Source organism: Pseudomonas phytophila (assembly GCF_025643095.1).
Lineage (GTDB): Bacteria > Pseudomonadota > Gammaproteobacteria > Pseudomonadales > Pseudomonadaceae > Aquipseudomonas > Aquipseudomonas quasicaspiana.
In genome coordinates, this window is sequence record NZ_CP081201.1 from 5,991,335 (window position 1) to 6,012,198 (window position 20,864).

A 20,864-nucleotide genomic window follows, 5' to 3' on the forward strand; every position below is an offset into this window, starting at 1 on the left:
CGGAGGTCGCACGCATCGTTGACTGGTCAAGCAGTATCACGAGCCAGGCACTGATGGGCTCAAAGCTCTCGCCTCCTGTGTCAGCTTTAGAGTGGCGTAGTGCGGACGGCTTTTGCCCCTCGCTCAGATTCAAGTCTGCCCAAGGTGATCCGGTATTCTTTCATGCCGTAAGCAGCCCATCAATGAGCGCTACGAGAGCTTTCTAAATGCACGGCAAGGTTTGTGTAACGCTGTCTGCAACCCAGCGCCAGCGTCTTTCTGGGAGCCATTTGTGTAGAGTCAGGTCGGCAAGATCTGTGCTAACCCCATGCCAAACCACTTGTCGATCTTGGCGTAGAACGCTCTCGCGTTGCGAGTCTGGCCGCGAGTGGCATAAGACGCCGAATCCGTCCGGCCAAAGTTCCTAAACAATATCCCGGAGGTCACGGCCGACTCCTTGATGCAGTAGCTGGCCCAGAAGCCTGGACTCTGCGGCCTCTCAAGCAACACAGCTACATTTTTCCATCGAGCCCTATACCCGGCAGCAAGCGCCCGGGTGAGCGCATCTATGACGGCAGGTAACTGGTCATCCGGCACACACAGCACACCGTGAATGTGCAGTGGATGGTTCTCACGACAGGCACCGTGCACAAACTCAAGGTTGAATGCCAATTCGGTATTAACATCCAAAACCTTGAGCGTTCTCATGATCACGCCAGCTAGGTAGTCAGCAGGACCTCTGGGAGCACTCAGGGCCGCCTCCGCGACCTTGTGCCCTAAGCGAATACTGATTACTTGAGCGTGAGGCTGTGAGAGGAGATGACGCAGCCGGAAGAACTGCTTGATGTCTTTACTGAGGCTCTTAGACCAATCCGGGAGCTTGCCGGTAGAGAGGTAGCTCCTTGCAAGGCTTCGAACATAGGAATCGATCTTCTGGATACGTTCTATGCCTGTCTGATCTACCTGAGGGTTCAGTTGACTAATAGCTGCTACCCGTTTTTCCATACCGGCAGCAAAGCCAGCTAGGAGTCGTGCCTGACCTGAGGTTACAAGCGCTCCAGCAGCCACTCGCCGACGGATTGTTTTTGCATTTACTCCAGCGCGGGGCGGTGATGAAGTGTCGGAAAGGCGTTTGTGATCATTCATGGCCTGCTGCTCCCAGGTCTCGGATCCGATTTTCAAAATGACTATACCGGCAGAACAGCCATGGTGGTCGATGCTTACACTGCGTTCTAAGGGTTTGACACTTGACCGGTCAGGTTCCGGTCATAAGTGAATCATCGCCCTCGATTACGATGTCGTCATCTCCACGACTCAACTGTGCCAGTCGCCTGGATGCCATCCATCGCAAGTTTTCGTGCTCATCGTTGAGGCTTTGAAGATCTCCATCTCGTTCAGCTTCTTCGATGCGTTGCTGCATCCGCATCTCTGCAACATCGTCCTCCGTCATGATCCGAATCCGAAGCTCCGGTAGCTCTTCGATTTCCATCGCCTGACCGAGCTTGTCGATAGGCAACGCGCGACGAGTAACATCTTGAGTGAGTTTCAGTGCCGTCGAGGCCGCAGCAAGCCCACGGAAGGCTATGGGGTTTGTCGGATCGAGATTCTCGACCGAACTGGCTATCTTTTGTCGGATCTGCCGGACCAGCGCGAGCTCGTCGGCTACCAATGACGCAGCTGTTTGCTGAACCGCCTCCAAGGAGAACGCAGCAGTCAATAGTTCCTCTCTGGCCTTTTCAATCAGGGCCTGAGTCCCGGCGCCCGCAACCACATGATGCTTCTTCAAGAGACGCTGCACAGTGCTGACACTTATGGCGAGCCGGTCAGCGATTGCCGATACGGTCCAACCGGCTTCTCTCAGCACCACTGCTTGTGTTTCTTGATCTGGAGTCTTCTGCTTACCTGACATGATTACGCCCCCTCCGTCCTTACAGTCGCCGAAGATTTGCCGGCGCACGCCCGCTTCACTGCCGCAATCGATATCGAAAATTGTGTAGCCGTCTCTTGAATCGTCGCCTTGTTTGCTTCGCGCCAGATGCGGACAGCCTCGTCATCGATACGCTTCGGCGCGCCCAGCTTCTGCCCTGTGGCCTTTGCTCGTGTAATACCGGCCAACTGACGGGCTTTAATGTTTGATCGCTCAAGCTCAGCGACTGCACCCAACATCGTAAGCATCGCCTTTCCGATGGGCGTCGACAGATCAAAACCTTCTCGTAGTGAAACTACTGCCACACCTTTCCCCTCTAGCGCTTGAACTGTCGTGAGCAAGTCCAAGGTATCGCGTCCCAGGCGGTCAATTGCAGCGACGACGAGGGTGTCGCCCTCTCGTGCGTATTTGAACAACTCTGCGAAACTTGGGCGCTCCAGGGCTTTCGTTGCGCCGCTGACAGCTTGATCCTCAAACCATTTACCGACGTTGTGCCGTTCAGTGATCGCGTGACGCTGAGCGTTCGTGCTCTGGTCTTCGGTGCTGACTCGAACATAGGCTAGGACTGTCATGGGAACTCACCGCTATCTGGCTCAAAAGTATGGCTCAGAATATACGGGATAGCTCAGAATAAAACAACAGTTCTGAGCCATGTCGACGACCAACGTTTACGGGCGGTATATCAATCCGGTTTCACTGGCTAAAAAGGCACACTCTCTGAGCTAGCAACAATCGTGTGGACGAGGCGCGAGCCCCATCCACAACCATGCGGTGAGCATGAAATCACCACTGCAAGCGCTGGAGCCTCACCTGCATCTTCACGACAGATCTGAGCAAAGCCATGTACGCCTTTCCATCGGGGCTATTGAGGGTGACGCGTGCTCGCGCTAAGACGACTGACACACCTTTTCTGCTAAGTGACTGCAAAGCCTGCAAAAGCTCTTTTGGGTTGGTGCCTAGCATGTCCGTTGCGGCAACGACGAATGTGTCTCCACTACTAAGCGCCCTCCGTACCTCGAGAAATTTCGGTCTTTTGAGAATGTTGACCGACCGGTTCGACGCTTCTTCTGCAAACACACCATCAAGCTTGCCAATGTCGCAAGCCTGGGTAACAGCCTTGGCAATGTCGCAAGCTTGGCTAACAGTCTTGTTCGTGTCTCCGCTGAGAACGATATAACCGTAAGTCGCCATCAGAGTGCTCCTCCGGCCGAAGGGCAAAAGAACAAGTCTCCGCCAATGCGTTCCTCGATCCACCTATCAATTGCATGTGAATCCCAGCCGACGGCTCTCGGACCAAGCTGAATCGACTTCGGAAAGCGTCCTTGGGTCATAAGACTGTAAATGTGGGCGCGCTTGAACCCGGTTAGAAGCTCAACATTTGGCAGTCTGAGGATTCGACGGCCTGAGTATCCGGAGGGGACCGGGAGAGGATGATTTGACGTAGGGTTTTGCATCGTGGACTTCCTTGGTGTGTTGTGGACTGGTGGAAGCCATTCAATCCGCCAGCGCCAAAGAAGTCATTTCAACTGCAATTTCAACCATTGCAGTTGCAATCGTCTATCACCACATTTTGGCGTCTTTTGCCCGCCCGTTTGAGGCGGCAAATATTTTCTGAAGATTGCTTTCGCTAAGGCCATGAGCTGGGTACCGATCAAGTATCTCTGCGATGACATCGGCTTGGTTATGAACAGGGCGTCCTGGCTTGAGCACCAGGTCCAGAAGAGCGGCTATTGTCAGATATTGGGATGGTTTCGCGTGACCCATTGATGAGGCGCCGCTGGCGAAAGATTGAGCCAACTCTTCAATCTCCGCAGTTTTGAAGAGCAGATGGCACTCGGCATGCGTGACCTTGGTATTCCAGTCAACGCTATGGTAAACCTCAGCCTCGGCGCGCTCGATTTGACGTACCTCACCTGATATTTCAAGTGCTATCTCGGGCTTGCCTGCAGCCTCTATTACTGCCCTCGGATTGAGGATTTGCCCTTTGCCCACTCCGAAAACATCAAAGAATCTCTCACCCAGCTCATCCATCAGTCCTTCAGCGCATTCGCCCTTCAACCGATCAACATTGAGGTATGCGGCACATCGGCCAGCATCGCACTGCGCCAGTAAATCCTCTTTAAGAAGCTGGATGCCGGCCTTTTCCTTCAACCAGAGCAGCGCCTGCTCCGGGCTAAGCCACTGCAAGCCCATTAGATCTGCCCGCATGTCGGGTCACCTCATCGAATGATCAAAAGAATCGAAGCCTACAGCACTTAATCCGTGATATTCGAGGCCAACGCATAGTCCGCCCATTCCTGCATCAACGGCCGGCGCTTTTCGAGAAAGTCAGTCCGAGAGTACGCCCCTTCAGTTTGATCACGTTCGTCGTGCGCAAGCGCCATCTCACAGACCTCACGAGAATGGTCAGTATTTTCCGCAGCCCAATCCCGGAATGTTGATCGAAACCCGTGACGGGTGATGTCAGCGTGCTCTATTCGATGCAAAAGTGTACGCACGGCATTCGCATGCATAACACCGCTCTTTCCTCTCCCAGGAAAAAGGTATGAGCTGCCCTCAATGCGCGGGACTTTAGCGAGCATCTCTATGACCTGTTCAGAGAGAGGGATTGCAAATGCCTTCCGCGCCTTCATGCGTTCAGCTGATAGCACCCAGATTTTAAAATCAAAGTCGAACTCCTCCCAACGTGCAAACCGGACCATATGAGCCCGCGCACCAGTCAATATCATTAGCTGAGCAGCAAACGATGGGAGGGTGTCATCCCTTCGAAGAGTTGCCATCAACGCGGGCAGCTCCGACCACTTCATAGCGGCAAAATGCTGGCGCTGTCGGGCCGCTTTCTTCGCATCTCTGGAGAGGAGATGCTCCAAGTTCCCCCGCCAACGCGCTGGATTCTCCCCCGCTCGCAAGCCGCGCGCTTTTGCAGCATCGAGCACCTGCTCGATTTGCCCCCGAACCTCGTCCGCCGTGCGAGTTTTTTCACCCCATATAGGATTCAAAATCTTTTGCAGATGGCCCACCTCGACCGCCTCAGCAGGAAGGTCACCGATCAATGGAAACGCATATTTCTCCATTTTTCGTACCCACCCCTTTCGCCACTTCTCTGAGTGATTTCCGCTATGCGCTTGATGGTACTCAAGAGCAAGGCTTTTGAACGAATGACGCTTGGCCTCAGCAGCCCGCGCTACAGCTCTGATAGTTTCGCGTGCGACCTCTCGCTCCGATAGCGGGTCTGCGCCTGTATTCAATACTCGGCGTGCCTCAAGAGCAATTGCGCGAGCATCAGGCAGGCCGATGTCTGGATAAGACCCCAGCCCCATATCACGGGACTTGCCGTTCCACTTGTAGCGAAAGATCCAGCTTCCCTTGCCATCAACGTTGTACTTGAAATACAGGTTTCCTCCGTCACCGGCGTAGCCTCGTTTACCGGATTTCAACAACCCGGCGATTCCCTTGACTGTCAGCTTAACCATATATCCACCAGAGGCTCAGCCCATACCCGGGCCCATACCAAGAACGGTAGATGATGTTGGCGGGCACTGGCAAGCAATGGACGTAAATAAGCACCAAATCCATTATTTACAGGCATATTATGCGGCGCCCCCAGATGATTGCAGACTTTGATGGACGCTAGAAAAGCCGCCCACAAGCCGGCTTTTTAGTGCCTGGAGAAAAGTCATGCAGGTTGTCTCGACGGGAAAATGCCTGCACGCCCACTTTCCAAACCCCAATAAAAAACCCGCCGAAGCGGGTTTTTTGTCCAGTACCATTCCAACTCCCTGTCGGCAGTATCCTTTCATGGTCGATCATCCTTGATCCTGACGGGCTTCCTGCTCGTCAGTGGTTGAATACAAGACTATGCCTGTCGGGCAGGTCTGCAAATGGCAGTTTTTCTCTATAACGTGTAAGCGTTTGGCTATGCGTGGATTGAGACTTACGTCAGGCCCCAATGACAACCAATCAACCGGCAAATGCGGAGTCTGAATAAGCATCCAGACCAAGCCTTCTCGCCTGGCAAGCAACGCCCGGCGAAACGAAAAATCCGCGTAATCCATGAACAGCCGAGCCAAGTGATTCAGCGTGGCCTCCTCTGCTTCGCTGCCGACGCAAAGTCGAAACTCTGGGCGCGTTTGTTTTGCTTGGGGAGGTCTTCCCAGCTTGTCATGATGCAGGCGTACATCGCGGTGACGACTTGGAGTTTGGTGAGGTTTTCAGGAGGTGAAGCGGATACAGTGCAGTTCATAAATGGCTCGAGTCCTTGTAATTGCGAGCCGATTTTTCGATGATTCTGCCTTGATTACCACACGCTATAGCACGCACTTGCCTGGTTTGTGGTGCATTAAGTTAACAAGCAGTCTCCCGCTAAGACGCGCCCTTAACCACCCTTCCCCGCTGACAATCCTCCGGCCCAAGCAGTCGCCCTTCCGCAGACCGAACCTCCAACGCAACCACCGGCTGCTCACGCGCTTTATCCAGCAGCACCGAATGCACTTCACCCGTCTGGAATAGGTGCTGTTCTCCCCATTGGCGCATCGAGACGACGATGGGAAAGACCGCACGGCCGCGCTCTGTCAGCACGTATTCCTTGTAGGCGCTCCCATCTGAGGCGGGATGGATTTCGAGAATCTGCAGTTCGACGAGAGTTTTCAGGCGTGCGGCGAGGATGTTTTTAGCCATGCCGAGGTTTTTCTGAAACTCGCCGAACCGTCGAACGTTGTCGAAGGCGTCGCGGATGATGAGCAGCGACCAGCGATCGCCGATGGCTTCCAGGGTTCTCGCTACTGGGCATTCGTCGCCCTGGACAGTTGAATGATTCGCCATTTTGTATTCCCGATCAGCCATCAGAGGAAGTCTCGCCAGCAACAACGCTTTGAAAAACTGGTTGCAGATTAAAACCGGCCTTGGTAGAAATCAACGAAGTAGTTTTCAATTGAAACCGGAATTAGTATCAAGGATGGATTCATGGCCTCCAATATCAATGCCGCAAGCGAGCTCGACTCTTGTGAAGCCCGGTCGGAGAGCACTCCCGAGATATCTCCAGCATTGACGCTGCTGTTGTCGATCACCTGCGCACTGGCCGTTGCCAATGTCTATTTCGCGCAGCCGTTGCTTGATTCTATGGCTCAAAGCCTCGGCGTCGACCCAGGCATGATCGGCATCGTGGTCACCGCCACTCAGGTTGGCTACGGCGTGGGTTTGGTTTTTATTGTGCCGTTGGGTGATCTGATCAATCGCAAGGCTTTGATCCTGACTCAAGTGTTGCTGTCGGCTGTTGCGTTGATAGTGGTCGGGTCTGCTCAGCAATGGTCGGCCTTGCTGGGTGCGATGATTTTGGTCGGTTTGATGGCGGTGGTTGTTCAAGTGGTCGTGGCTTATGTCGCTGCGCTGGCAACGCCATCACGACGCGGGCAGGCCGTTGGCACGGTAACGAGCGGGATTGTCTTGGGCATCCTGCTTGCGCGTTTTACATCAGGGCTTATTGCTGATCTGGCCGGGTGGCGGGCGGTTTATTTTGTTTCCGCGGGGTTGATGCTGACCCTGGCCGTTGTGCTGTGGAGGGCTATCCCGAGCAAAGGTTTACCACGTGTTGAAAGCACGTATCTAAAGCTTCTGTTGTCGACGTTCACACTTTTTGTCACCGAACCGGTGTTAAGGGTCAGGGGTGTTTTTGCACTGCTCATCTTTGCTGCTTTCAGTGTTTTGTGGACAGCAATGGTGTTGCCGCTGAGTACGCCGCCGTTGAGTCTTTCGCATACGCAGATTGGCTTGTTTGGCCTCGCAGGGATAGCGGGCGCGTTGGCGGCATCGAGGGCTGGTCGCTGGGCCGATCAGGGCTTGGAACAGCGCATTACGGGGATTGCTTTGGCATTGCTGGCGCTGTCCTGGATCCCTATCGCGTTCGCGGAAACATCGTTGCTCGCGCTGATCGTCGGAGTGGTCGTCCTGGACTTCGCAGTGCAGGCGGTGCATGTCACTAATCAGAGTCTGATATTTGCGGCAAGGCCCGACGCGCAAAGTCGGCTGGTCGGTGCTTACATGTGTTTTTACTCGCTTGGAAGTGCGCTAGGGGCGGTTGCGGCCACCCAGGTTTATGCACGTTGGGGCTGGGTAGCGGTGTGTTTGTTGGGGGGCTCAATTAGTGTTGTGGCGCTGGGGTTTTGGTTGTGGACGCGGGTTGTGGGGCGTTCATGATTAGCCGCTTTAGAGGGGGAGATAGATTTGCCCGCGACCAGGACGACGCAAACAGGCGGATATTCCGCGTTATCGTTCATCGCGGGCAAGCCTCGCTCCCACAGGTTCTGCGCAAACCGTAAGACCCGCTTTAGCCGGTCCTATGTCACCGTTATCAGACGCCTTCCATCTCCGCCGATGCCTCAATCTCCGCCGTCTGATACTGAAGCAGCGGGATGTCCACCAACGCCACTTGCGACGGCGAGAAGTGGTTTTCTTCTTCCGAATCCCTTGTGCTCAAGCTGATACCCAGCGGCATGCCAGCGTAGGCGTCCAGCACGAGGTTGTAGATGTCGGCGTTGGCGGCGCGCACGTTGGCGGTTGTGCCGCTTGCGAGATGGACGTGGGTATCGCTGATCAAGTGCATGACTTTCGCGCTGGTCAGATCATGCTGGGCGATCAGCGTATGAATCACCTGTTGGGCCACCAGTGAGTTGTTGGTGTCGAACGCAAGTTCGTCGGTGAAGTATTCACCAAGTGCGCGATAGAGCTCCGGTGTCAGGCCTTGTTCGCTGTCCCAGCCGAGTTGCCAGGCGTCGTCTTCCGGGCGGTCTGCGGCGTCGTCGAGCAGGCGGATGCGTCGGATCAACGCGGGATTGATCAGCAGCTTTCGGTTGTTAAGGGTGCTGACCACCAACCACTGTGGCTCTGCATGCTCAATGCTCAGCGAGTCGGTAATCTGGGAATATTCCGCGAAGGTAACGGGATACCAGGTGCAATTGGTTTCACCGGGAAGCAGCAAACCCATGCGGCCCCAGAAGCCGTCGAAGATGGCATCGTCGCCCGGCACCCAATGTTGGGACGTGATTCTTCGGCCGCTGGTGGCGAAGTCCATCAAGTCATCAACGTTGGTGCCCAGCAGCGTGGCGATATCTCTCAAGGCCGGAACGCCGGGCTCTGCCTCGCCGCTTTCCCACTGCCCGACAACCTGTTCGGACACCCCCAGTGCCTTGGCAAAATCGGCCATCGGCACGCCTAAAGTGGTGCGTAATTCTTGTATGCGCTGCATGGCTTACTCCAACCGTTAGTTCTTTCAGATTCAGATGCTGAGCCAGCAGGTGACCGGTGCGTCAGCATCTATCGGAGGGAGAAATTAGCGGGAGTGAGCAGGCGCGTTCGGGGAGAGGGTTTATGGGAGGCGTAGTTGATTACGCAAAGGGCTGACGGAAGATTCTTACAAGGCGGAACGAAAGGCCGATGGTTGATCGTGATGGCCCGTCAACTACTGAATGGAATGCTAGCCCCTTCCCTTGTGGGAGCGAGGCTTGCCCGCGATGAGGACACCGCAAATATCAGGTGCATCGCGTCTAGCCTTATCGCGGGCAAGCCTCGCTCCCACAGGGGTTCAGTGTTCAGCTTGAGATTCCGGTATCAGCCAGGGCTAAATCCCGGCCTTCCCCTCTTTCACCGCCTCGCCATTCATCACTACCGTCAACCAGGGCAGTTGATAGATCCGCACGGGCTGGGTTTGGGACAGCACGTTGAGCATGCCGGGTACGTCGTCGAGGTTGAATACGCCGCTGACGGCGGTGTCGGGCAAGGTGCCAGCGACGATCAGTGAGCCGGGCATGTAGCGTTCGATGTCGGCGAAGACTTCGGTCAGCGGGCGGCTGTTGAAGATCAGTTTGCCGCGTTGCCAGGCGGCCGCGGTGGTGGTGTCCAACGGGCTGGTGGTGGACGGAGGTGAGCCGCTTTCGAACTCGAGTTGCTGGGCCACTTTCAGGGGGACGGCTTCGCCGCCTGAAGAGACTTTGACTTCACCTTCGGTGACGCCGACGCGGACACGCTGGCTCTGGCGGTCGACGTCAAAGCGGGTGCCAACAGCCTGCACGCTGCCGCCAGAGGCCTGGACAATGAAGGGCCGGTTGGCGTCTTTGCTGACTTGAAACAGTGCTTCGCCTTTGAGCAGACTGATGTCGCGACGGTTAGCCGAGTAATGCACGGACAACGCTGTGGCGCTGTTCATCCAGACCTGGCTGCCGTCTTCGAGGGTGAGCATTTTGCGCTCGCCGACTGCGGTGGTGTGGTCGGCGAAATAGACCTGAACAGGTTCTGTAAAACTGGTCAGCGCCAACGCGCCCAACCCGGCAGCCAGTGCGACCCAACGCAAAGGACGGCGCTGCGGCGGGGCTGGGGGCACGAAGACTTCAGCGGTCCGGGTCTTCGGGATGGCCTGCCACATCTGTTCGGCCAGCCTGGCGGCGGCTTCATGCGCAGGGCTTTGCTGACGCCAGCGGGCGAACGCGGCGTGCTCCGATTCGCTGGCACTGCCCGAGGTTAGCCGCACCCATTGTTCAATGGCCTGATCTTCCAGCTCAACGTTGGGCATTGCGTGGTTCATAGGCTCGGTCATGGTGATGGGCTCAAAGAAGCCGCCAGTGGAGAGTGCATCTTGCTCATTCTAGATGCACTCCGACTGGCGTAGCCAATCCCGACAATGGCGCATGGCCTGGACAATGTATTTGCCCACCGAGCTTTCCGATACCCCTAGACGCGTAGCGATCTGCGCGTGGGTCATGCCTTCGAGGCGATTGAGCAACAACGCCAGCCGTGCATTGCTTGGCAAGAGGTGCAGCGCCTTGTCGAGCTGCTCGACGGCTTCGGTCGCCAGAAACGAGCGTTCCGGCGATGCCATCGGGTCGCAGAAGTCCTCATCCAGGTCATCGGCCTGCAATGCAGAGCGCCGTTGTTCCTGACGTAAACGATCAATGGCCAGATTGCCCGCCACCCGAAATACAAAGGCCCGAGGCTCCAGAATCTGCGCCGTATCGGACAACCCTGCCAGCCGCAAGTAGGTGTCCTGGGCCACATCGGCGGCCTTTTCCACATTCCCCAGACGACGTGCGAGAAAGGCCAACAGGTCGCTGTAATGCTCCTGAAAGACTGTCAGCAAGTGATTTGAGTTGGGTGAAACAGACATTCGGACTGCCCCGGCTGGTAAGGCATGCATCCTATCTCAACTGAGAACAGTTATCATCAATATCTCCCACCAGGCCGGTTTTGATCTATCGGCGTCACGCGAATAAAAATTATTTCAATAATCGACGGCAAGGTTGGTGGGGATGATTCGTCGTTGGGGTGGGCGCGAATAATTCTCATGTCGTGTCACCACCACTATTCAATACGGACGATTGAAATGCAGGCACCTTCCAAGTTCTTTGCTCCGGTCAGCGGTCGCACGTTGACCCTGACGTTGATGTTGACCATGGCTGGCAGCCTGCCCTTGATGCCGCTCACTGCGATGGCCGCTGACACATCGACCAGTATTGATCTGAAGCTGCCGGAGCAATCCCTGGATCAGGCGCTGACCCAGCTTGCGGATCAGGCCAACGTCCGTCTTATTTTCAACTCCAGCGATGTAGGCGCGCTACGCACCAAAGCGCTGCAGGGCAAGTACACACTGGGCCAGGCCATGGACACGCTGCTAAAGGGCAGCGGTTTCACCTGGCGCCTGCTGGACGAACGCACCGTGGTGCTGGAAAGACTGCAGGTTTCGGGCGACTCCGCCATGGTGCTGGGCGCTACCAATGTGAACGCGGCGGGCCAACTCGGAACGACCACCGATGGGACAGGTTCCTACACCACTGGAGGAAGCAGCACCGCCTCGAAACTGAACCTGAGCCTGCGGGAAACGCCGCAGACGGTCAGCGTCATGACTCGACAGCTGATGGACGACAAGAAACTCACCAGCCTCGACAAGGTACTGGAGCAGACGCCCGGCATTACTTTTCAGTACCGCAACTTCGGCGGCCACGTTTACACCTCGCGGGGCTTCTCGCTGCTGGCCGAGAGTTTTTTGATTGATGGCGTGCCGGGTCAGGGCTACCAGATCACCGGCTGGATGAAACCTGATACCGCTATTTACGACCGCGTCGAGGTATTGCGCGGTGCTTCCGGCCTGCTGGTGGGTGCAGGCGAGCCCGGCGGTGCGGTCAACCTGGTGCGCAAGCGCCCAACCGCGGAAAACAAGCTGACGGTGCAGGCCAGCGCAGGCTCTTGGGACCGCTACCGCATGGACCTCGATGCCAGCGGCAAGCTCAATGATACCGGCACCGTGCGCGGCCGCATGGTCACCGCTTACGAGGACAGCGGCTCGTACATTGACGAACGGGACACCCGCACGCCATTGATGTACGGGATTGTCGAAGCCGATGTGAATGACGACACCACGCTGACCCTGAGCCTGCGTCATCAGGAAAACGTCATCAACGGCTATTCGATCTACGGCCTGCCGCGCTACAGCAATGGCAACTCGCTGGATATCTCCCGCTCGACCTCGTTGGTGCAGGACTGGAACCGTCACGAGAGCGACATGAGCGAGGTGTTTGCCGAGGTTGAGCATCGCTTCAATGATCGCTGGAGCAACACGACGTCGATGACGTATTCGGAGGGTGGGTTTGATCAGCAGGTTGCTTATGCTCGTGGCGCAATAAACCCTGTGACTCAAACCGGTTCGAGTTTTCGCAGCACGCTGTTCCGTCGCGACGAAGTAGCAAGTACGGGGCTGGATAGCCACGTGAATGGCAACTTCGACGCGTTCGGGCTGACTCATGAAGTGACGGTCGGCGCCACTTGGTCTCGGCAAGAGGCCAATACCAAACAGACGACGGTCAACCGGACTTTGGCGCTGGATATTTTCGACGTAGATCACAGCAGCTACGCGAAGCCGACAAGGTCGGGATGGGCGACAGACATCGACATGACCGAGGAGCGCTCGGGCATTTACGCCAACTCGCGGATACGTTTGACCGAACCTCTGAGCCTGGTTTTGGGTGGCCGTGCCAGTTGGTATGACTACACCTACGAAATCAATCGTAGTACGACAGCTCTGCCCTATGAGTCAAAGGTCACTAGAGAGGTAACGCCTTACGCGGGCCTGATTTACGACATCAACAATAACTGGTCGTGGTACGCCAGCTACGCGGAGATTTTCAACGCGCAAGGTAACTACGTTGATACTTCCGGCACCCCGTTGTCACCTTCATCTGGAGACAATTACGAAACCGGCATCAAAGGCGAGCTTTTCGATAAACGCTTGAACCTGTCGATGGCCCTGTTTTATATAAAACAGACCGACGTCGCTTTGGTGGATTTGGCCAACACTAACTGCAGTAGTAATGATTCAGAAGGTACTTGCTACATCAACGGCACCATCAAACGCAGCAAAGGCATCGACATCGAAGCCAGCGGAGAGGTAGCACCGGGCTGGCAGGTATTCGGCGGATACACCTACAACCTGCTGCGTAACAACACGGAATCGGTCGAAGTCGCCTACGAAACCCCAAAACACATGCTGCGCCTGCAAACCAGCTACAACCTGCCAGGAGTCTGGAATCGTCTGACCATCGGTGGCGGTGTTTCAGCGCAATCCGGTTACAAGGCCGCTGTTGAAGGACTGGATTTCGGCAGCCAGGGTTACGCCATCTGGGATGCCCGCGCCAGCTGGAAGCTGGACGAGCACTGGAAGGTTTCGCTGAACGCCGAAAACCTGTTTGACCGTCGCTACTACACCACGGCCGTGGCCACCGACCGCTCGAATCTGTTCGGCGATCCGCGCAGCTACATGTTCACACTGCGGGGCGATTTCTGATCAAAGCCCGGGCAAAACCCTATCACGGGGCGAACACTTCCCCTGTAGGAGTGAGCTTGCTCGCGATACGTTCTTTCAGTTGGCAAATCACGGCCAGCCAGGACGCTATCGCGAGCAAGCTCACTCCTACAGAATTTGCTTCAAATCAGCGACCCCAACCGTGAAAGGTAAATTCCGCCAGTCCATGTCGTGGCTCCACACGTGGTGCGGGCTGGTGTGTGGATGGTTGTTGTGTGCGATTTTCCTGACCGGCACGTTGAGCGTTTTCCGGGAACCCATCACGCGCTGGATGGAAGCGCAGCCACTGGTTGCAGTCGACCAAAACGCGCCCACCAGTGACATTTCGGGTGCTGCGCGCTATGCCGAGCATTACCTGCTTGAACACGCAACCGGTGCCCGATTCTGGCGGGTCGAATTCCCTCAGCATCCGGGCCAGGCCCTCCAATTGGCGTGGCGTTCGGGGTCGACCCTTCAGCAGGTTTCGCTGTCAGCTAAAACCGGCGAAATACTCCCCAAGGGCGTCGCACGGAAAACCGAAGGCGGTCGGCACTTCATGTCGTTTCACTACATGCTGCATTTGCCGGTGCTGGGCTTCTGGCTGGTGGGCTGGCTGACCGTGGGCATGCTGGTCGCGCTGGTGTCCGGGGTGGTCATCCACCGACGAATCTTTCAGGACTTCTTCACCTTTCGGCCCAACAAGGGTTTGCGCTCCTGGCTCGACGCACACAACGCCACGGCGGTCATGACCCTGCCCTTTCTGATCATGATTGCCTACACCGGGCTGGCCGTTTTCTATACCAGTTACATGCCCTGGCCTCTGCAAGCGGCTTACAGTTCCAGCCCGGATGCCTACAGTCAATTTCAGTCGGAGCTGTCGGGAAAAGCAGGCTCTATCGACAAGACCGAAAACACCACAACTGATTGGCCCTCGCTTCTGCGACAGGCGCAAACCTTGACGGGCCAGGACGCACGCATGCTGGTGGTGCAGAACCCGGAGTCACAGAAGGCTACGGTCCGGGTGATGGGTCGCCACGATGAAGCTCACCCTTCCCAGACACTGTTCACGCCGCAAGCCAGCGTGCTGTTTGACGGTATAACGGGCGCGACTTTGCAGGTCCAGAAGCCGCTGCCGGAAACCCTGTCGCTGGGCGATCAGATCTACGGCGTCCTGCGTTCACTGCATTTTGCCGAGTTGGGCGGCTGGGGCATGAAGTGGCTGTACTTCGTCAGCGGGTTGCTGGGCATGGCGATGATGGCGACCGGTACGCTGCTGTTCACCATCAAGCGACGCAACAAGAGTCAGCGAGAATTCGGCACCGCGACTGCCAGGGTTTACCGTTGTATCGAAGCGTTTAACGTGGCGAGCATTGCAGGCATTGGCGTGGCGTGTATTGGATATTTCTACGCCAACCGGTTCATACCGGTGGATATGGCGGACCGAGCCACATGGGAGGTTCGCAGCTTCCTGCTGATCTGGTTGGCGACGCTGACCCATGCCTTGTGCCGCCCGATCAACAGGGCTTGGACCGAGCAACTGACCATCGCCGCAATACTGTGCTTATGCCTGCCGCTGCTCAATTTTTGCACAACAGGCCAGCATATCGGTCGTTATCTGGCCACAGGGGATTGGCAGCGCGGAAGCGTTGAGATTGTAGCGCTGGGGTTTGGAGTCATGCTGGTGATTGTTTTGTTGCTGCGGCGAAGTAGATGAGATCTGCAGCAGATGCATGTGTGCCAATCAGCTACTCACGGCCCATCGATTTGGAACGCGATTCCCTGTGGGAGCGAGGCTTGCCCGCGATGCATGAGACGCAGCTTAAAGGCATAGCGCGTTTTCGTTTATCGTCGGAATGCCGCCCAGACCAAGCTCAGCTCCCACAGATTGTCCTTGATCTTAAGCTCATGATTGCCCCGTGGGACCGAATTCATTCGGGAAGGCGGTGTTCCAAGCGATGCATAAGCTGCGGATGTACCGGACTCTTCGCGAATGAATTCGCTCCCACCGGTATCAGCGCTTGCGGGCAAACATAGAAGCTCCCACATAAAATCGCATTTCAATTCGTAAATTATTTGCGGCATCTACAGGTGATGTGCAATGAAGAAAACCACCCACACACACCTCTACCGCTGGATGATTCTCAGCCGGGTGCTGGCCGCCACCCTCGGCGGTTATGTTTTGTCGGCGCTGGTCACGTCGTTGCTGGCGCTGTTGCTGCCGCGCGTCTCAGGCAGCGATCCCGCAAGCGTCGTGCAGATCGCGACGTTGCTGAGTTTCGTGCTGTACACCGCCATAGTCATCTGGGTATTCAGCACCGCCAGCGCCTGGCGGGCATGGTTCGGCCTGGGGCTGGCGGCGCTGTTGACGGGCGCGGTGATCGTCGGGCTGACGATCACCGTGTGAGCGTTAAACCTTGAAGTGCCCAACCATCATCTGTAACTGACCACCTAATCGCGCCAACTCAACGCTGGATGCGGCGGTCTCTTCACTGGCTTCCGCCGTCTGCTCACACACGTCACGCACGTTGACGATGCTGCGGCTGATTTCGTCAGCCACCGAGCTTTGTTGCTCAGCCGCTGCGGCAATTTGCTGGTTCATGGCCTGAATACTGGAAACAGTCTGAGTGATGCTTTCCAGCGAGGTGCCCGCCTTGCGCGTCAGGGCAACGCTGTTGTCGGTCAAGGCGCGGCTGCCGAGCATGATTTGCGAGACCTGACGAGTACCGTTTTGCAGCCCGGCAATCAGGCTTTCGATCTCTTCAGTGGACTGTTGGGTGCGTTGCGCCAAACCCCGTACTTCATCGGCAACCACCGCGAAACCTCGCCCTGCTTCACCGGCACGTGCCGCTTCGATGGCAGCGTTGAGCGCCAGCAGGTTGGTCTGCTCGGCCACGGCCTTGATCACGTCCATGACTTTGCCGATCTTGTCGCTTTCCTGCTCCAGCAAGGTCATGGCATCGCTTGAACGCAGCACTTCACTGGCCAGTTTTTCGATCTGCGTGATGGCCTCGCCCACCACTTTGTCGCCGTCCCGGGCTTGAGTGTCGGCGTTCGCCGCCGCTACCGAAGCCTGCTCGGCGTTGCGCGCAACTTCGTGCACGGTGGCAGACATTTCCTGCATTGCGGTAGCGACCTGATCGGTCTCGATCTTCTGATTGTTGACCCCGGCGCTGGTCTGCTCGGTGACGGCGGACAATTCTTCAGCCGCGCTGGCAATCTGTGTCACGCCATCACGAATCCCGCTGATCAGATCTCGCAGCGTGACGCCCATGCGCTGAATACCTTGCTGCAACACGCCCAGTTCATCGCGACGGGTAATGGTGATGGTGTGAGTCAGATCCCCCGAGGCGATGCGGTTCACCACTTCCAGGGTTTGCTGCAACGGACGGGTGATCTGACGCGTGATGATGATCGCCGCAAAGATACCCAACAGCAGGGCCAACACAGCACCGCCGATCTGCATGCTGCGAGCCTTGGTGGTGTCTTGCGCGGCAAGGCTCAGCTGGATTTTGGAGAGCTCCTCGCCAAGGTTCACGATCTCGTACCCTTGGGCAGTCATGTCTTTGCGCGCCGACACAATCGTATCGTTGGCAGTTTTGTAGGCTTGAACCAGAGTCAGATAGTTACGCAGAGAGGCTTCAAGCTGTGCCACTTCGGTGCCATAGGTCGCATTGAACACAGTCTTCAGCTTGTCGACGTTTTTAATCGACGTTTCCAGTTGGCTGAACGCAGCCTGCTCGGTCTTTTCATTCGAGTTGCCGGTGTAACCGCGCACTTCATAACGAACCAGCTGGAAATCCATTTTGGCGTCAGCCAACAGTTGCAATTGGTCAGAACGCTCAGGGTTCGAGGGGTCCTGTTTAAGCACCGAGTCATTGATGGCAGCAATCAACTGAGCACCTTTGGTGGCCTCCACGCCCATATCGGCACGAACCTTGGTGCTGACCTGATAGCCACCGCGCATCTGCTCCAGCGACGTCTCGTAGTTTTTGATGATGTCGGTGAGCTGAGAAAGGGCTTTGGCGTTAAGCGGATTAGTGAAGGTGGACAGCAGCAGTTGCTGTTGCTTCTTGAAGTCGTCCAGGGCGGCCTGCACTTTTTGTGCGGCAGCTTCGTCACCATTGGCAAGCATGTATTGCAGACGCGCGACGCGTAATACCGTCAGGCGATCAGAAAGCTCAGCGATGTCACCGATTCTGTCGGTGCGGTAGATCAGCTTATCCAGACTGGTCCACCCCAGAAGTGAAAGCAGTGCAGTGAATATAAGCACCGCCCCGAACCCCAGGGCTAACTTCATGGTGACGCTGATATTGGCCAAGCTGCTGTTCATAAACTCTCCGTGATGTGTCTGTGTTTCCCCAATGCACGCTGTTGTTATTTTTATTGAGAGCAACCTGTGCACAGGGCATATCGGCCAACACAACGGATAACTTGACTGTTTATGCGTTTTTTTGAGTCCCCCTGCTGATTAAGGACCACGCTGAAAGCATTGATCCAGAGCCTTCAGCGCAACGTAATTCATCGCCGGACAAGCGAAATCATCAGGTTGCACTGGCTGTAACACGCGCTCGATACCCTCATGCACGTCACCACGCTGCGCAAAAAACCGAGGGTAATGACTCATGAAGATCAGCGTTTTTGGATCAGGCTATGTCGGTCTGGTGGCCAGTGCATGCCTTGCCGATGTCGGGCATGACGTGCTGTGCATGGACATCGATGAGCAGCGAATAGAGCTACTCAAATCAGGCGAAACGCCGATTCATGAGCCCGGCCTGAACATGCTCATTCGCAGCAACGTGCATGCGCAAAGGCTGTTCTTCTCGACCGATGCCGCACAAGCCGTTGCCTTTGCTGACCTGTTGTTCATCGCGGTAGGCACGCCCTCCGATGAGGACGGCAGCGCTGACCTGCAATACGTCCTCGCAGTCGCGCGAAGCATCGGCCAGCACATGCAGACCTTCAAAACCGTGGTCAACAAGTCTACCGTTCCGGTCGGCACCGGGGAGAAGGTGGCAGAGACTATTCGTACGACGCTGGAAAACCGCGACCTGCAGATCCCCTTCGATGTCTGCTCCAACCCCGAGTTCCTCAAGGAGGGCGCGGCCATCGAGGACTTCACCCGTGGTGCCCGGATCATCATCGGCACCGACTCAGAGCGTGTCAGAACGCTCATGCGTGAGTGCTACGCGCCGTACAACCGCAATCACGACAAGCTGATGTTCATGAGCCTGCGCGCCGCCGAACTGACCAAATACGCTGCCAACGCAATGCTGGCGACAAAGATCAGCTTCATGAATGAAATGGCTAACCTGGCCGAGCGCCTGGACGTGGACATCGAGCAAGTCCGCCACGGCATTGGTAGCGATCCGCGCATTGGTTATGACTTCATCTATCCCGGTTGCGGCTATGGCGGCTCCTGCTTCCCCAAGGACATTCAGGCACTGAGTCGCACAGCCCATGAAGTCGGGTACAACCCGCAACTACTCAGGGCTGTGGAAGAGATCAACCAGCGACAGAAAACCGCGCTGTTCAAAAAGCTCGAACGAGCTCTTGATGGGCAATTGGCAGGCAAGACCATCGCCGTCTGGGGACTGGCATTCAAACCCAATACTGACGACATGCGCGCCGCGCCGAGCAGAGACTTGATGGAATCACTGTGGAGCGCCGGAGCCAGCGTTCAGGCGTACGACCCCGAAGCGATGCAGGAATGTCGAAGAATCTACGGCGAACGTGACGATCTGGTCCTGGTCGGTGATCGCATCCAGGCAGTCAAAGGCGCGGATGCATTGGTGATCTGCACCGAATGGAAAGCTTTTCGCAGTGTCGATTTCACGTGGCTCAGGCAACAACTCAAATACGCGATCGTGATTGACGGGCGCAACCTGTATGAACCCAAAGCCCTGGCGGATGCGGGGTTGAGTTATTCGAGCATGGGTCGGGCTTGAGTTTCGGGGACGGAGTAAACGGTACTGCGATATCACGTAAAACGACCGACCTTGTGGGAGCCAGGCTTGCCTGCGATAAGACTGGACTCGATATACCTGACATTTGCGGTGCCTGTATCGTCGGAATGCCGCCCAGATCAAGCTCTGCTCCTATCAAACAAAATATAAATCACTGAATAAACGGGGGTTGTTGGAGCGAGTGGGCGGTGTCAGGGATACAGGGCTAGCTCCCACAGGTCCAGCGGCGTGCGCGCCCAGGATCATACCGGCCTAAGGACAGGTGGCTGGCGCTGACTCAACCATCCAGCAAATGCTCCAGAAACAAACCCGCCGCGCTCGACAGCCCTTCACGTGGGCGGATGCAGACCATCAATTCCCGCTCTGCCCACGGCTCATCCAGCACCACTGTTCGTACGCCTTCCAGCCTGTAAATCCCGACGCTACCTTGCGGCAGAATGCCGATACCGACGCCCGCCTGAACCATCAGGCACAGCGCATCGTAGCTGGACACTTCCATGCGGATTTTCAGCGAACGCCCCACATCGTTGGCGGCTTTGATCAACTGGAAGTTCAGGTGGGTACCGCTGCGCAGCGCTACGTAAGGATGATCAAGGGTTTCGCTGAACGTGACGCTGTCACGGCCCGCCAGCAGATGCGTGTCGGGCACCAGCAACACCAGCCGATCCTTGCGAAAGGGAAAGACTTCAACATCGGTGCCATGGGGCAAGCGGGTGAAGATGCCGATATCAGCGCGGTTCTCGGCCACGGCTTTGGTGATGGCCAGGCTTTCCTTTTCTTCAAGCCGGATATCGATCAGCGGGTTCATATCCATGAACGACTTGATCAGCTCCGGCATGAACTGGCTGATGGCCGAGATGTTCGCCAGTACATGCACCGAACCTCGACGACCATGGCCGTATTCGCGCATCTGCACGACGATTTCATTGAGGCTGTTCAGGGCACTGCGGGCCATGTACAAGAGGGAGATACCCGCCGCAGTAGGCGTGACGCCCTTGTTGGTACGCACCAGCAAAGGCGCGTCGAGCAACTCTTCCAGCTCACTGAGCCGCTTGCTGACCGCCGCCGCGGCAATGTGCTCGCGCTCGGCGGCGGCAGCGATGGTGCCTTCTTCGATAACACTGACGAACAGGCGCAGCGAAACAGGATCGAGCTTCATGGGAAGTACCGGACGTGA

General features: G+C 56.4%; 20 protein-coding genes and 1 pseudogene. 5 read left to right on the forward strand and 16 right to left on the reverse strand.

What is annotated here, in order from left to right; all coding sequences use genetic code 11:
• Nucleotides 1-279: 279 nt before the first annotated feature.
• The 9 genes from K3169_RS26970 to K3169_RS27010 all read right to left on the reverse strand — a co-directional run bounded on the left by K3169_RS26970 (nucleotide 280) and on the right by K3169_RS27010 (nucleotide 6,727).
• Nucleotides 280-1,125 carry a hypothetical protein gene (locus K3169_RS26970; protein ID WP_263268978.1) on the reverse strand — a complete coding sequence of 282 codons (846 nt, stop codon included), beginning with the start codon at nucleotides 1,123-1,125 and terminating at the stop codon, nucleotides 280-282.
• Between the two features lie 109 nt (nucleotides 1,126-1,234).
• Nucleotides 1,235-1,888 (reverse strand): helix-turn-helix domain-containing protein, encoded by a 654-nt coding sequence (locus tag K3169_RS26975; protein WP_263268980.1) that lies wholly within the window; start codon nucleotides 1,886-1,888, stop codon nucleotides 1,235-1,237.
• Nucleotides 1,889-1,890: 2 nt separating this feature from the next.
• The gene (locus tag K3169_RS26980) at nucleotides 1,891-2,478 is read right to left on the reverse strand and encodes a recombinase family protein (RefSeq protein ID WP_263268981.1); all 588 of its coding nucleotides are present in this window, start codon (nucleotides 2,476-2,478) and stop codon (nucleotides 1,891-1,893) included.
• Nucleotides 2,479-2,689: 211 nt separating this feature from the next.
• Nucleotides 2,690-3,097, reverse strand: a complete 408-nt coding sequence (locus K3169_RS26985) for a recombinase family protein (RefSeq protein WP_263268982.1) — start codon at nucleotides 3,095-3,097, stop codon at nucleotides 2,690-2,692.
• Complete coding sequence (locus K3169_RS26990; protein WP_263268984.1) at nucleotides 3,097-3,360, reverse strand: AlpA family transcriptional regulator; 264 nt, start codon at nucleotides 3,358-3,360, stop codon at nucleotides 3,097-3,099. The genes K3169_RS26985 and K3169_RS26990 overlap by 1 nt, the downstream gene beginning before the upstream one ends.
• Nucleotides 3,361-3,466: 106 nt before the next feature.
• Nucleotides 3,467-4,114: a hypothetical protein gene (locus tag K3169_RS26995; RefSeq protein WP_263268986.1), complete on the reverse strand. Its 648-nt coding sequence runs from the start codon at nucleotides 4,112-4,114 to the stop codon at nucleotides 3,467-3,469.
• A gap of 47 nt (nucleotides 4,115-4,161) precedes the next feature.
• Nucleotides 4,162-5,379: a tyrosine-type recombinase/integrase gene (locus K3169_RS27000; protein ID WP_263268988.1), complete on the reverse strand. Its 1,218-nt coding sequence runs from the start codon at nucleotides 5,377-5,379 to the stop codon at nucleotides 4,162-4,164.
• Between the two features lie 157 nt (nucleotides 5,380-5,536).
• Nucleotides 5,537-5,716, reverse strand: coding sequence for a hypothetical protein (locus K3169_RS27005; RefSeq protein WP_263268989.1), 180 nt, complete (start codon nucleotides 5,714-5,716; stop codon nucleotides 5,537-5,539).
• A gap of 552 nt (nucleotides 5,717-6,268) precedes the next feature.
• A complete protein-coding gene (locus K3169_RS27010; protein ID WP_122707129.1) occupies nucleotides 6,269-6,727 on the reverse strand; it encodes a winged helix-turn-helix transcriptional regulator in 459 nt (152 codons plus the stop codon).
• Nucleotides 6,728-6,868: 141 nt separating this feature from the next.
• Here K3169_RS27010 and K3169_RS27015 point away from each other — a divergent pair, with 141 nt between their 5' ends.
• Nucleotides 6,869-8,098, forward strand: a complete 1,230-nt coding sequence (locus tag K3169_RS27015) for an MFS transporter (RefSeq protein ID WP_263268991.1) — start codon at nucleotides 6,869-6,871, stop codon at nucleotides 8,096-8,098.
• Between the two features lie 154 nt (nucleotides 8,099-8,252).
• Here K3169_RS27015 and K3169_RS27020 read toward each other — a convergent pair whose 3' ends face one another.
• The 3 genes from K3169_RS27020 to K3169_RS27030 all read right to left on the reverse strand — a co-directional run bounded on the left by K3169_RS27020 (nucleotide 8,253) and on the right by K3169_RS27030 (nucleotide 11,057).
• Nucleotides 8,253-9,146 (reverse strand): helix-turn-helix domain-containing protein, encoded by an 894-nt coding sequence (locus K3169_RS27020; protein ID WP_231675644.1) that lies wholly within the window; start codon nucleotides 9,144-9,146, stop codon nucleotides 8,253-8,255.
• Between the two features lie 372 nt (nucleotides 9,147-9,518).
• Entirely contained in the window at nucleotides 9,519-10,490 is a 972-nt protein-coding gene (locus tag K3169_RS27025) for a FecR family protein (RefSeq protein WP_263268994.1), read from the reverse strand.
• 48 nt (nucleotides 10,491-10,538) lie between these two features.
• Complete coding sequence (locus tag K3169_RS27030) at nucleotides 10,539-11,057, reverse strand: sigma-70 family RNA polymerase sigma factor (RefSeq protein WP_027902034.1); 519 nt, start codon at nucleotides 11,055-11,057, stop codon at nucleotides 10,539-10,541.
• Between the two features lie 216 nt (nucleotides 11,058-11,273).
• Here K3169_RS27030 and K3169_RS27035 point away from each other — a divergent pair, with 216 nt between their 5' ends.
• The 3 genes from K3169_RS27035 (at nucleotide 11,274) to K3169_RS27045 (ending at nucleotide 16,128) form a co-directional block, all read left to right on the forward strand.
• Nucleotides 11,274-13,727 (forward strand): TonB-dependent siderophore receptor, encoded by a 2,454-nt coding sequence (locus K3169_RS27035; RefSeq protein ID WP_263268997.1) that lies wholly within the window; start codon nucleotides 11,274-11,276, stop codon nucleotides 13,725-13,727.
• Between the two features lie 160 nt (nucleotides 13,728-13,887).
• Nucleotides 13,888-15,438: a PepSY-associated TM helix domain-containing protein gene (locus K3169_RS27040; protein WP_263268999.1), complete on the forward strand. Its 1,551-nt coding sequence runs from the start codon at nucleotides 13,888-13,890 to the stop codon at nucleotides 15,436-15,438.
• Nucleotides 15,439-15,822: 384 nt separating this feature from the next.
• Complete coding sequence (locus K3169_RS27045; RefSeq protein WP_263269000.1) at nucleotides 15,823-16,128, forward strand: DUF3649 domain-containing protein; 306 nt, start codon at nucleotides 15,823-15,825, stop codon at nucleotides 16,126-16,128.
• A 3-nt stretch (nucleotides 16,129-16,131) separates the two neighbouring features.
• On the opposite strand, the gene K3169_RS29915 is transcribed toward K3169_RS27045, so the two are convergent.
• The 3 genes and pseudogenes from K3169_RS29915 to K3169_RS27055 all read right to left on the reverse strand — a co-directional run bounded on the left by K3169_RS29915 (nucleotide 16,132) and on the right by K3169_RS27055 (nucleotide 18,348).
• Nucleotides 16,132-16,995: a methyl-accepting chemotaxis protein gene (locus K3169_RS29915; RefSeq protein WP_371856810.1), complete on the reverse strand. Its 864-nt coding sequence runs from the start codon at nucleotides 16,993-16,995 to the stop codon at nucleotides 16,132-16,134.
• Nucleotides 16,990-18,054 (reverse strand): annotated as a pseudogene (locus K3169_RS29920) (methyl-accepting chemotaxis protein); the annotation flags it as partial. The gene K3169_RS29915 and the pseudogene K3169_RS29920, both read right to left, overlap by 6 nt.
• A gap of 138 nt (nucleotides 18,055-18,192) precedes the next feature.
• Nucleotides 18,193-18,348 carry a hypothetical protein gene (locus tag K3169_RS27055; RefSeq protein WP_263269004.1) on the reverse strand — a complete coding sequence of 52 codons (156 nt, stop codon included), beginning with the start codon at nucleotides 18,346-18,348 and terminating at the stop codon, nucleotides 18,193-18,195.
• Between K3169_RS27055 and K3169_RS27060 the strand changes: the two genes are divergently transcribed.
• A complete protein-coding gene (locus K3169_RS27060; protein ID WP_263269006.1) occupies nucleotides 18,347-19,669 on the forward strand; it encodes a UDP-glucose dehydrogenase family protein in 1,323 nt (440 codons plus the stop codon). The two genes, K3169_RS27055 and K3169_RS27060, sit on opposite strands and share 2 nt — an antisense overlap.
• 295 nt (nucleotides 19,670-19,964) lie before the next feature.
• Here K3169_RS27060 and K3169_RS27065 read toward each other — a convergent pair whose 3' ends face one another.
• On the reverse strand, nucleotides 19,965-20,846 hold the full coding sequence (locus K3169_RS27065) for a LysR family transcriptional regulator (RefSeq protein ID WP_122397854.1): 882 nt from the start codon (nucleotides 20,844-20,846) through the stop codon (nucleotides 19,965-19,967).
• Between the last annotated feature and the right edge of the window lie 18 nt (nucleotides 20,847-20,864).

Bases quoted from the DNA above. Each gene is read 5' to 3' on its own strand.
- K3169_RS26970 (WP_263268978.1), bottom strand. From the start codon at position 1,125: ATGAATGATCACAAACGCCTTTCCGACACTTCATCACCGCCCCGCGCT.
- K3169_RS26975 (WP_263268980.1), bottom strand. From the start codon at position 1,888: ATGTCAGGTAAGCAGAAGACTCCAGATCAAGAAACACAAGCAGTGGTG.
- K3169_RS26980 (WP_263268981.1), bottom strand. From the start codon at position 2,478: ATGACAGTCCTAGCCTATGTTCGAGTCAGCACCGAAGACCAGAGCACG.
- K3169_RS26985 (WP_263268982.1), bottom strand. From the start codon at position 3,097: ATGGCGACTTACGGTTATATCGTTCTCAGCGGAGACACGAACAAGACT.
- K3169_RS26990 (WP_263268984.1), bottom strand. From the start codon at position 3,360: ATGCAAAACCCTACGTCAAATCATCCTCTCCCGGTCCCCTCCGGATAC.
- K3169_RS26995 (WP_263268986.1), bottom strand. From the start codon at position 4,114: ATGCGGGCAGATCTAATGGGCTTGCAGTGGCTTAGCCCGGAGCAGGCG.
- K3169_RS27000 (WP_263268988.1), bottom strand. From the start codon at position 5,379: ATGGTTAAGCTGACAGTCAAGGGAATCGCCGGGTTGTTGAAATCCGGT.
- K3169_RS27005 (WP_263268989.1), bottom strand. From the start codon at position 5,716: ATGATCGACCATGAAAGGATACTGCCGACAGGGAGTTGGAATGGTACT.
- K3169_RS27010 (WP_122707129.1), bottom strand. From the start codon at position 6,727: ATGGCGAATCATTCAACTGTCCAGGGCGACGAATGCCCAGTAGCGAGA.
- K3169_RS27015 (WP_263268991.1), top strand. From the start codon at position 6,869: ATGGCCTCCAATATCAATGCCGCAAGCGAGCTCGACTCTTGTGAAGCC.
- K3169_RS27020 (WP_231675644.1), bottom strand. From the start codon at position 9,146: ATGCAGCGCATACAAGAATTACGCACCACTTTAGGCGTGCCGATGGCC.
- K3169_RS27025 (WP_263268994.1), bottom strand. From the start codon at position 10,490: ATGACCGAGCCTATGAACCACGCAATGCCCAACGTTGAGCTGGAAGAT.
- K3169_RS27030 (WP_027902034.1), bottom strand. From the start codon at position 11,057: ATGTCTGTTTCACCCAACTCAAATCACTTGCTGACAGTCTTTCAGGAG.
- K3169_RS27035 (WP_263268997.1), top strand. From the start codon at position 11,274: ATGCAGGCACCTTCCAAGTTCTTTGCTCCGGTCAGCGGTCGCACGTTG.
- K3169_RS27045 (WP_263269000.1), top strand. From the start codon at position 15,823: ATGAAGAAAACCACCCACACACACCTCTACCGCTGGATGATTCTCAGC.
- K3169_RS29915 (WP_371856810.1), bottom strand. From the start codon at position 16,995: ATGGGCGTCACGCTGCGAGATCTGATCAGCGGGATTCGTGATGGCGTG.
- K3169_RS27060 (WP_263269006.1), top strand. From the start codon at position 18,347: ATGAAGATCAGCGTTTTTGGATCAGGCTATGTCGGTCTGGTGGCCAGT.
- K3169_RS27055 (WP_263269004.1), bottom strand. From the start codon at position 18,348: ATGAGTCATTACCCTCGGTTTTTTGCGCAGCGTGGTGACGTGCATGAG.
- K3169_RS27065 (WP_122397854.1), bottom strand. From the start codon at position 20,846: ATGAAGCTCGATCCTGTTTCGCTGCGCCTGTTCGTCAGTGTTATCGAA.